Origin of the sequence: Oceanobacillus saliphilus, assembly GCF_023522835.1 — a bacterium.
GTDB classification, from domain to species: domain Bacteria; phylum Bacillota; class Bacilli; order Bacillales; family Amphibacillaceae; genus Oceanobacillus; species Oceanobacillus saliphilus.
Genome location: NZ_JALCZU010000001.1, coordinates 328,935 through 339,686, shown reverse-complemented (window position 1 = coordinate 339,686; position 10,752 = coordinate 328,935). Strand labels below are relative to the sequence as shown.

10 protein-coding genes are annotated in these 10,752 nt (G+C 39.9%); all 10 read left to right on the top strand.

Translation table 11 applies throughout. The features are described 5' to 3' along the window. The 10 genes from MN204_RS01430 to MN204_RS01385 all read left to right on the top strand — a co-directional run bounded on the left by MN204_RS01430 (window position 1) and on the right by MN204_RS01385 (window position 10,688). Entirely contained in the window at window positions 1–1,368 is a 1,368-nt protein-coding gene (locus tag MN204_RS01430) for an MmgE/PrpD family protein (RefSeq protein WP_249869284.1), read from the top strand. A gap of 39 nt (window positions 1,369–1,407) precedes the next feature. Next, window positions 1,408–2,073, top strand: coding sequence for a GntR family transcriptional regulator (locus tag MN204_RS01425; protein WP_249869283.1), 666 nt, complete (start codon window positions 1,408–1,410; stop codon window positions 2,071–2,073). A 171-nt stretch (window positions 2,074–2,244) separates the two neighbouring features. Continuing rightward, on the top strand, window positions 2,245–3,096 hold the full coding sequence (locus MN204_RS01420; RefSeq protein ID WP_249869282.1) for an HpcH/HpaI aldolase/citrate lyase family protein: 852 nt from the start codon (window positions 2,245–2,247) through the stop codon (window positions 3,094–3,096). 21 nt (window positions 3,097–3,117) lie between these two features. Next, window positions 3,118–4,275 carry a CaiB/BaiF CoA transferase family protein gene (locus tag MN204_RS01415; RefSeq protein WP_249869281.1) on the top strand — a complete coding sequence of 386 codons (1,158 nt, stop codon included), beginning with the start codon at window positions 3,118–3,120 and terminating at the stop codon, window positions 4,273–4,275. 10 nt (window positions 4,276–4,285) lie between these two features. Then, window positions 4,286–4,810, top strand: a complete 525-nt coding sequence (locus tag MN204_RS01410) for a MaoC family dehydratase (protein WP_249869280.1) — start codon at window positions 4,286–4,288, stop codon at window positions 4,808–4,810. A 14-nt stretch (window positions 4,811–4,824) separates the two neighbouring features. Continuing rightward, on the top strand, window positions 4,825–5,667 hold the full coding sequence (locus MN204_RS01405; RefSeq protein WP_249869279.1) for a fumarate hydratase: 843 nt from the start codon (window positions 4,825–4,827) through the stop codon (window positions 5,665–5,667). Between the two features lie 11 nt (window positions 5,668–5,678). Continuing rightward, entirely contained in the window at window positions 5,679–6,233 is a 555-nt protein-coding gene (locus MN204_RS01400) for a Fe-S-containing hydro-lyase (RefSeq protein WP_249869278.1), read from the top strand. Between the two features lie 42 nt (window positions 6,234–6,275). Then, window positions 6,276–7,475 carry an acyl-CoA dehydrogenase family protein gene (locus MN204_RS01395; RefSeq protein WP_249869277.1) on the top strand — a complete coding sequence of 400 codons (1,200 nt, stop codon included), beginning with the start codon at window positions 6,276–6,278 and terminating at the stop codon, window positions 7,473–7,475. 51 nt (window positions 7,476–7,526) lie between these two features. Next, window positions 7,527–8,564 (top strand): TAXI family TRAP transporter solute-binding subunit, encoded by a 1,038-nt coding sequence (locus tag MN204_RS01390; RefSeq protein ID WP_249869276.1) that lies wholly within the window; start codon window positions 7,527–7,529, stop codon window positions 8,562–8,564. A gap of 99 nt (window positions 8,565–8,663) precedes the next feature. Beyond that, window positions 8,664–10,688, top strand: a complete 2,025-nt coding sequence (locus MN204_RS01385; RefSeq protein WP_249869275.1) for a TRAP transporter permease — start codon at window positions 8,664–8,666, stop codon at window positions 10,686–10,688. Window positions 10,689–10,752 lie beyond the last annotated feature (64 nt).

Below are 10,752 nucleotides of genomic sequence, written 5' to 3'. Positions count from 1 at the left end.
ATGAACCTTAGTGAGAAATTAGCGGATTATATCTATCAGACCCAGTATGAAAATCTACCCAAAGAAGTTGTTGAGTTCACAAAGCTTTGCATTCTAGACTATTTCGGTTCAGCAATTGCTGGTTCGACAAAAGAACCAATTAAAAAAATGGAAGCGCTTGTAAATGAGATGGGTGGCTCCCCACAGGCGTCTTTAATTACAGGGGGAAAGTCCTCCGTTATGCAAGCTGCCTTATTAAATGGTGCTTCAAGTCACATGGTAGAGCAGGACGATATTCATAAAGCATCCATTATCCATGCAGCAACAGTTGTGATTCCAGCTGCACTCGCTGTATCTGAATGGAAGAAGTTAACCGGAAAAGAGTTAATCACAGCTGTCATCGTCGGTTATGAAGTATGCTACCGAATAGGAGAGGCAGTAACACCATCACACTACTATTATTGGCATAATACGGCGACTTGCGGTACTTTTGGAGCGGCAGCTGCAGTAGCCAAACTATTAAATCTGAATAAAGAACAAATTGTCCATGCATTAGGCAGTGCAGGAACACAAGCAGCAGGTTTATGGGAATTTATTGAAGATGGAGCAATGTCAAAACAATTGCATCCCGGTAAAGCAGCAATGAATGGTGTAATCAGTGCTCTATTAGCCGAAAAAGACTTTACAGCAGCAACCAAAATATTGGAAGGTAAAAGAGGCTTTTTTGAGGCGATGAGTGAAACATATGACATATCGAAAGTGACAGAAGGCCTTGGTGCTACGTATAAAATTATGGAAAATTCCTTTAAAGTACATGCGTCCTGTCGACATACACATCATGCGATGGACTTGATGATTGAAGTTTCCAAGAAGGCAGATATAAGTACTTCTGATATTGAAGAGATTGCAGTAAAAACATACCAAGTTGCAATCGACATAACTGACAATGACAATCCACAAACCGAATATGCTGCTAAATTTAGTTTGCAATATTGTACAGCACTTGCTTTTGTCAAAGGTGAAGGTGGACTTCATGCATTTAACGAAGATAATTTATGGAGTCAGGAAATTCGTGATCTATTGAAACGAGTGAAAGTGGAAGTTGCAGACGATATTCAAGAGGCATATCCTGAAAAATGGGGAGCGAAAGTGGAAATCCGTCTAAAAAATGATGAAATCATTGCAGTTGAAACAGATTTTCCAAAAGGCGATCCGGAGAATCCGGTAACAAAAGCAGATTTACTTGATAAGTTTCATCGTTTAGCATCACCTTGGTCGGAAATGGATCGCGATAGTTTAGCCGGAAAAATTATGGAACTTGAAAGCCAATCAAACCTAAACGAATTATTTGCAAGAACAGAGGCCATCACAACAGGTAATCATTCATAACAAACACAGACAGAGACAAACGGGAATGGAGTAATTAATATGACAGAAGAGATGAGTTTACGATTAGGAAATAGGGAAATGCTGCCGAATTCAGTGAGCAGTATTTTGCGGCAAGCCATTCTTAAAGGTGTTTTTAAACCTGGTGAAAGACTTGTTCAAACAGAACTCGCAGAACAAATTGGCGTCAGCAGAATGCCAGTACGCGAAGCATTAAAAACACTTGAATTAGAAGGGCTTGTTACATTAGAACCTCATAAAGGGGCTGTTGTAAGGTCCATAACTGTTGAGGACGTTGAAGAAATATATGAATTGCGTTCTGTAATTGAATCACTCGTATTGAAAAAAAGCATTCCCAATTTAAACGAGGAAGATGTAAACTTCTTAAAGGAAATGCATGACCAAATGTTAGAAACAACCGATAAAGAGACATATGTGGATTTGAATCGCCGTTTTCATTACCTGTTATATAGTGGCTGCGATAGTGCTCGATTAAAAGGTTTTATGGAGACGATTTCCCATGGACTCGCACAAGATACGCCCCATATTATTCCAGGTCAAATAGAGAAGTCAAATATAGAACACGAAAAAATTCTTGAAGCAGTAAATAACAAGAATATTAAAAAGGCAAGGGAAGAACTGTCCTATCATATAAAAAGAACAGGCAAGGAACTAATCCAGTTTATGAAGGAAGAAAAGAAGGATTAATAAGGGTCATGCATAGGCTGGATCTAAATAAACATTTCAGAAAATATAAAACTAATAAATTAATTTAAATATTTTGTTTACAAAACAAGTGAAATCTATTAAAATATCATTGTATCCAATCTACAATATCCAAGACATATTTAAAAGCATACACAAGAGGGAGGTTTCCCAATGAATCGAACTTGGATTTTCATACCTGGAAATCAAACGAAACATATTGATAAAGCACCAACACTCTCAGCAGATAACATTATTTTTGATTTAGAAGACAGTGTAGCTTCTGAAGAAAAAGAGGGGGCGCGTCTTAAAATAAAAAAAGCGATCAATGAATTAGATACAAAGGCAAGGAAATTTGTCCGTGTAAACGAAATAAACAGTCCATACTTCTTAGATGATATCTCAGCGGTTGTATCGCAAAAGTTAGATGGTTTATTCATTCCTAAAGTGAACGGTAAAGAGAATATTCAACTTACGGAATATTTAATAGCACAGTTCGAAGCAAGGAATAACGTGGAGACAGGAAGTATTTCATTAGTACCTCTAATTGAAACTGGAAAAGGACTGCTTCATGCATATGAAATTGCGAAGGCAAGTGACCGAATAGAAACACTGGCTTTCGGGGCAGAAGACTTTATGTTGGATATGAATATCCCTAAAGACGAAGGGAATGCACTTCTGATGGCACGCTCAAATCTGGTAATGACTTCAAATGCAGCAGGGATTCAACCGCCAATTGATGCCGTGTATACAGATATCCATCATGAGGATGGGCTTCAACAAGCTACAAAAGAAGCAAAAGAATTAGGATTTCAAGGGAAATTAATTATTCATCCAAAACAATTGGAAGTTGTAAACAATATATTCTTGCCTACTGAATCAGAATTGCGCAAAGCAAGAAAAATTGTCGAAGCTTATGAGGCATCTCGACAGAATGGAATTGGGGCCATTCAAGTAGACGGAAAGATGATTGACGTACCTGTGGCAGAACGAGCCAAGAGATTACTGGAAAATGTAAGCGTTTAAATTTAGCGGAGGAGGGATTGTTTGTTACCTTTAGAAGGAGTAACAGTCGTATCTTTAGAGCAAGCCATTGCAGTACCATTTGCAACAAGGCAGCTTGCGGACTTAGGTGCACGCGTAATTAAAGTCGAACGACCAGGTGCTGGAGACTTTGCAAGAGATTATGATACAACGGTCAACGGGTTATCCAGTCACTTTGTATGGTGTAACAGATCAAAAGAATCGATTGCATTGGATTTGAAATCCGAGGATGGCAAAACAGCATTGCATCGGTTGCTGGAAAAGGCAGATGTATTCGTACAAAACTTGGCACCAGGAGCATTGGAAAGAATGGGATTTATACCAGAAGAATTAGTTGAAAAACATCCTAAATTAATTGTATGTAGTCTTTCCGGATATGGAAAAGGCGGACCATACGAACAAAAGAAAGCATATGATCTCCTTGTTCAATGTGAAGCAGGTCTCGTATCCATTACTGGAACAGAAGAAACACCATCAAAAGCTGGAATTTCAATTGCTGATATTGCAGCAGGTATGTACACATACACTGGAATATTAACTGCAATCATGAATCGTTCAAAAACTGGTAAAGGAACTGTCATGGAAGTTTCCATGCTGGAAGCCTTAGGAGAGTGGATGGGTTATCCAGCCTATTACGCGGCATATGGAGGCAACGAACCAAAGCGTGCAGGGGCAAGTCATTCGACCATTTATCCATATGGACCATTTAAATGTGGAGATGAAAAAACCGTATTCATTGGGCTGCAGAATGAAAGGGAATGGAAACACTTTTGTGAGAAGGTACTAAAAGATCCATCCCTTGCAGTGGATTTTCGTTTTGAAAGTAATTCCAAGCGTTCTGAAAATCGCCAGGAATTAAAACAGATAATAGAAGCACAATTCGATTCACTCACATCTGATGAAGTTATCGAGAGAGTAGAATCTTCTAAAATAGCAAATGCACGTTTGAACACGATGAAAGACTTTTTCGACCACCCTCAATTAAAAGCAAGAAACAGATGGGAGAAAATCGCTACGCCAGCAGGTGAAATTCAGGCACTGAAGCCTCCTGTAACAATGGCAGGGATCGAATATGTGATGGCTCCGGTGCCAGCACTTGGAGAGCATACAAACGAAATTTTAAAAGAAATAGGCATGGAAACAAGTACATTAAGTAGATAGGAGGAAAAAGATGCATATTAAAGAAGGATGGATAGGCCGTTTTTATGAGGATTTTGAGATAGGGGATATATACTCGCATCCACTAGGGAGAACCGTTACAAAGACAGATAATATTTATATGACACTACTAACACAAAATACCAATCCAATACATTTTGACAGTTACTACTCAGAACAAACCGAATTCGGGCAGCCATTAGTAGATTCAACGTTTACAATTGCGCTTGTTACGGGGCAGTCTGTGTCGGATCTATCACAAAATGCAATGGCAAATCTTGGATGGGATGAAGTTCGATTGCCAAATCCAGTATTTGAAGGTGACACCATTTACTCCTATTCAGAGGTATTGGAAAAACGGGAGTCAAAATCACGACCAAATGTGGGAATTGTAAAAGTAAAGACTTCAGGCTATAACCAAAAAGGTGATGTAGTCATAACGTTTAAACGTACATTCATGATTTATAAAAAAGATCATGCACCAAAAGAAAAAAATACATTACTTGAAAAAGTGCTTGAAAAGGAAAATTCAAGGTAAATGAGGATGGTGACATGAAACAAATAACCTACGAAACGATTGTCGGGGAAGTGGCTAGGATTTGCCAGGAAGCAAACTATGACCTTGGTCAAGATGTAATCCAGGCATTTGAGAATTCTGTGAAAACAGAAACATCTGAAGCTGGAAAAAGTATTTTGAATCAGTTAATTGAGAATGCAAATATCGCTACCACAAATCGGGTGCCAATGTGCCAGGATACAGGTGTATCGGTATTTATCGTCAAACTCGGTCAGGATTGTCATATCACTGGCGGCTCCCTTCATGATGCAATTAACGAAGGGGTCAGATCTGGATACGAAGAAGGTTATTTAAGGTATTCAATTGTTGATGACCCAATCCATCGAAAAAATACAGGCGATAACACACCATCCGTGATTCATATCGAATTAGTGGAAGGTGATGAGTTAGAAATACAAATGTCCGCTAAAGGCGGTGGCGCGGAGAATATGAGTGCACTAAAAATGCTCACTCCAAGTGATGGTTTAGAAGGGGTTAAGGAGTTCATATTAAATACGGTGAGGGAAGCAGGACCAAATGCATGTCCACCACTTGTTGTTGGGGTGGGTATTGGAGGAAATTTTGAGTCCTGTGCATACTTAGCGAAAAAATCTCTCTTTCGTCCAGTTGGTGAAAGGCATGAAAAGCCTGATATAGCGGCATTGGAAGAAGAAATGATTACGAAGGTTAATAAATTAGGAATCGGGCCACAAGGAATGGGTGGAAGCACGACAGCGTTGGATATCAAGATTGAAACAGCCCCATGTCATATTGCAGCCCTACCTGTGGCAGTTAATTTGAACTGTCATGCAAGCCGTCATAAGCATGTAAGGTTGTAAGGAGGTCTATCATGGCTCAACATAATATACGTGTCCCTTTTGAAGAAGGGGTGGAACTAGAATTACATGCAGGCGATCAAGTATTTTTAACCGGAACGATTTTTACGGCAAGGGATGCGGCGCATAAGCGGATGGTTGAGCAGCTGGAAAAAGGAGAAGCACTCCCAGTTGATTTAACGAACCAAACCATATATTACGTCGGTCCAACGCCAGCAAAGCCAGGCGCGGTTATTGGATCTGCGGGTCCGACTACAAGCAGTCGGATGGATAAATATACACCAAGACTCCTGCAAGAAGGCTTAAAAGGAATGATTGGAAAAGGGTATCGAAGCCAGGAGGTCATTGACTCGATTGCTCAAAATAACGCCGTATATTTCGCTGCGATTGGTGGATCAGGAGCGCTTCTTTCCCAAAAGATAAAATCGTCTGAGCTCATTGCTTATGAAGATCTTGGAACAGAGGCAATACGTAAAATAGAAATAGAAGATTTCCCTTGTATTGTGGTGAATGATCATAAAGGGGGAGATTGGTATAAGGAATCACAAGCAAAGTTCAAGCAAACTTAATAAAGGGGTTATAAAAATCATATAAAGATAGGGAGAGGTATCATGAATAAACTGCAACCTGTAAAGGGGCCAATTACGTTAAGTGAGGCAGAAAGAGAAGAGTTGAGACAAGAAGTTCGAGCGTTATGTAATTCATTTGGTAATGAATATTGGAGACGACTCGATCCAGGCCGGGAATACCCCCATGAATTTGTAAACGCATTAACCGAAGCTGGTTATTTATCTGTACTCATTCCTGAAGAATATGGTGGAAAAGGCTACGGGCTAACAGAAGCAACAATCATCTTAGAAGAAATTCACCGTTCTGGAGGACACGCAGCAGCATGCCATGCACAGATGTATACGATGGGGTCACTTCTACGGCACGGAAGTGAGGAACAAAAGCAAAAATACTTACCTGGCATTGCGAGCGGAGATATTCGATTGCAGGCATTTTCCATAACAGAGCCTGATGCCGGATCCAATACAACAGCAATCAGCACATTTGCAGAAAAGACAGAGGGTGTCTATGTTGTAAATGGTCATAAAAACTGGACCAGCCGAATTCAACAATCCGATTTATTATTGTTGCTTGCACGTACGACACCTTTTGAAGAAGTCGAGAAAAAATCCCAAGGAATTACATTATTCCTCGTAGATTTACGTGAGATTCGCAAAAATCAACCGGATTCATTGGTTGTAGAACCAGTTCGTACGATGTTTAACTATGCCACAAACAAGATTTGGTACAAAGATATGGAAATTCCTGAAGACAGCGTTATTGGGGAAGAAGGAAAAGGCTTTAAATATGTATTGGATGGAATGAATGCAGAACGGATTCTTCTTGCAGCTGAAACCATCGGAGATGGTTATTTCTTTATCGATCGTGCGGTTGAGTATGCAAGCACCCGAGAAGTTTTTAATCGGAAAATTGGTCAAAATCAAGGGGTACAATTTCCGATTGCACAAGCCTATACAAAAGTAAAAGCAGCAGATCTCCTCCGTTATGAAGCTGCGAAAAAGTTTGATACAGGTGAAAACTGTGGGGAAGAAGCCAATACAGCAAAACTTCTCTCAAGTGAAGCAAGTTGGGAAGCGGGTAATGTTTGTATAAATACGTATGGTGGAAACGGATTTGTCGATCAGTACGATATTGAACGTAAATTCCGGGAAACCCGCATGTATCAAGTTGCCCCTGTAAACAACAATTTAATCTTATCCTACATCGGAGAGCATGTGCTGAAAATGCCACGCTCCTATTAATGAAAGCGTTTAAATAAGGGAATATTCAATAAAATTGAAGGAGGAAAAGAAATGAAAAAATACAGGTTTCTTATAATGACAGCACTTTTACTAGGTTTACTTGCGGCATGTGGCGGAGAAGATGGAAGTTCAGAAGCTGAAGCAGGAGATTTCCAAGAAGATGAATATCCAAGCACAGTAACAATCGGGACAGCTTCACAAGGTGGAACCTATTATATTTGGGGTGGCGGCTTCGCGAACATGCTGGAAGAGCATTTGGATATCACATCAAATGTCGAAGTAACAGGAGGACCTGTCCACAATATCCAATTACTTGACCAAGGTGATATTCAACTTGGAATGGTGACGGAAGGTCCGCTTTACGAAGGATATAACGCATCAGGAGACTGGGCAGAAAAGGAATATAAAGACATCCGAGTAATTTTCCCGATGTACAACACACCTTTTAACTGGTGGTCATTGGCATCGACAGGTGTTACAAGCATCGAAGAACATGCAGGAGAACGTGTTGGTGTAGGACCTGCTGGTGGAACTCCTGGAACATATAACCCTTTAATCTATAAAACATTAGGGATTGAAACAAGAGACCAGGTGCAAGCAGGAGCAAGTGACATGGTTTCGCAAATGCTTGATGGCCAATTAGAACATATCGGATTCTCAGCAGGTATCCCAATATCTGCAGTAGTTGAAGTTGAAACCCAAAAAGATATTAATATATATGGAATTGATGGAGAAAATCGCAAAAAGGTAATCGAAGAGCTTCCATATTTTCAGGAATTTGTAATCCCTGATGGAACGTACCAACAGCAAGAAGGTGATATCGAAACAATTGCGCAATTTAACTTTGGCGTGGTCCAAAAAGAAGCAAATATTGATTTTGTATATGACTTTGTAAAAATGTACCACGAAAATATTGATCAAATGATTAACACACATGCATCTGCTGAAGAAGCGAAAGATCCAGAAGCAATTTTGAAAAATACCCAGTTCCCATTACACCCAGGGGCAATCCGTTACTACGAGGAAATAGGAATTGATATTCCTGAAGAATTATACCCTGAAGAGTACGAAGCGGAAGCAGGCGAGTAAACGCTGTTAGATAGAAGGGGGATGTTCCAAAGTTGAATAGATTCTTCATCAAGGGAATCTATTCAACTTTAGATTTAATTTCATTCGGGAGGATAAAACATGTCGAACAAAACAAGTAACTCCAAAAGAGTGGCTGACAATAATAGGGCAGAAGAACTTAAAGAACCAAAAGTAAATAGAGATGGGAAAATCGATACGACAGTGAATGAGGATGCACTGGAAGCATCACCCAACACAAGAAATCTATCAGGCTGGATGCGTTATACCTTTATGACCATTGCGGTTGTCGGGGCATTGTATCATTTGTATATTTTAAATTTAAATCCGATTGATCCATGGATATTTAGAAGTACCCACTTACTCTTTGGAACGGTATTGGCATTATTGCTTTATAAAGGGTGGAAAACAGAATCAAATAAAGTGTCTATTCTGGATTGGATTTTTATTCTCACGGCGATTTTTGTCGGTTATTATATTTATGCAAATCTAAATCAATTGGTTTTCCGCTTTGGTGTAGCACCGACAACAATGGACGTTATTGTAGCAACCCTAGGCTTATTACTAGTATTGGAGATTACTAGAAGAACAAGCGGCTGGATTCTCCCGATTTTGGCGTTCATCTTCTCTGCTTATGTGTTTTTAGGGCCTTGGCTGCCAGGGTTTATGAACCATAATGGATATTCTTTTGAACGATTTGTAACGTATATCTACGGGTTGGATGGTGTGTTTGGAGTAACGACGGATGTATCATCTAAATATATTATTCTATTCATTATCTTTGGTGCCTTTCTGCAAATGTCAGGGGTAGGTCAATACTTTATGAATGTAGCCTTTCGGGTGGCAGGAGGAATGCGTGGTGGGCCGGCAAAAGTAGCGGTCTTCTCATCTGGACTTATGGGAATGATCAATGGTACGTCAGCAGGAAATGTTGTGGCGACCGGTTCTTTAACTATCCCACTGATGAAAAAGACGGGCTATAATCCGCGCTTTGCTGCAGCTACGGAAGCAACAGCGTCTGCTGGAGGTCAGTTATTACCTCCAATCATGGGCGCGGGTGCCTTTCTAATGGCTGAAATTACTGGAATGCCATATTCAGAAATCATTTTAGCTGCAACAATTCCCGCGTTACTATATTTTATTTCCATCTATTTTATGATTGATTTTAAAGCAATTAAAGATGGATTAAAAGGATTGAAACGGGAGCAGCTGCCAGAGCTGAAATATATCCTGAAAAAGCTATACCTGTTTATACCAATTATATTGCTTATCGGACTACTGGTAAGCGGGTTTAGTGTAATCTATGCTGGTACTATCGGTATTATTGCATGTTTTGTAATCAGCTTATTCAGTAAAGAAACGCGTATGAGCTTTAAAAATATCCTGGAAGCATTGGAACTGGGGATGAAAAATGCATTGCAGCTAATCGCAATTGTTGCATGTGCTGGCTTTATCGTAGGCGTCATTGCACTTACAGGTGTCGGTCAACGATTCAGCTCGATGCTGCTTTCCATTGCAGATAATAATATGTTTTTAGCATTGTTGTTTGCTATGGCATTATCTATTATTCTGGGGATGGGAATGCCTACAACTGCCGCATATGCTGTAGCAGCATCTGTTGTTGCCCCTGGGTTAATTAGCATGGGGATGGAACCCATACTGGCACATATGTTTGTGTTCTACTATGCCGTAATCTCAGCAATAACGCCACCAGTTGCATTGGCGGCATTTGCAGCGGCGGGCATAACGGGAACCAATCCGATGAAAACCAGTGTAACGGCATTCCAAATTGGAATTGCAGCGTTTATTGTTCCATTTATGTTCTTCTATAGCCCGGAATTACTCTTGTTAAGCGATTCCGCAGGCGCTATTGCCCTTGCAGTAGTTACAGCTATTGTAGGTATATATCTGCTGGCGGCATCTGTACAAGGCTGGTTTTTTGGGAGAAAAGCACCAATCTATGTGCGTACCATTCTCCTAATAGGAGCCCTATTCTTTATGGTATCAGGTTTAATATCAGATATTGCTGGAATTACAGTAATTGTCATTGCAATGGTTATCCAAAAGTTTTTAAAAAAATCAGATCCACCTCAAAATGTGACACAGCAAGAAGTCAGTTCGATGTAACTTAGGAATACAGCATAATTTGATTGTGCTGTATTTCAATTTGTATGCGTATATATCATTTTGC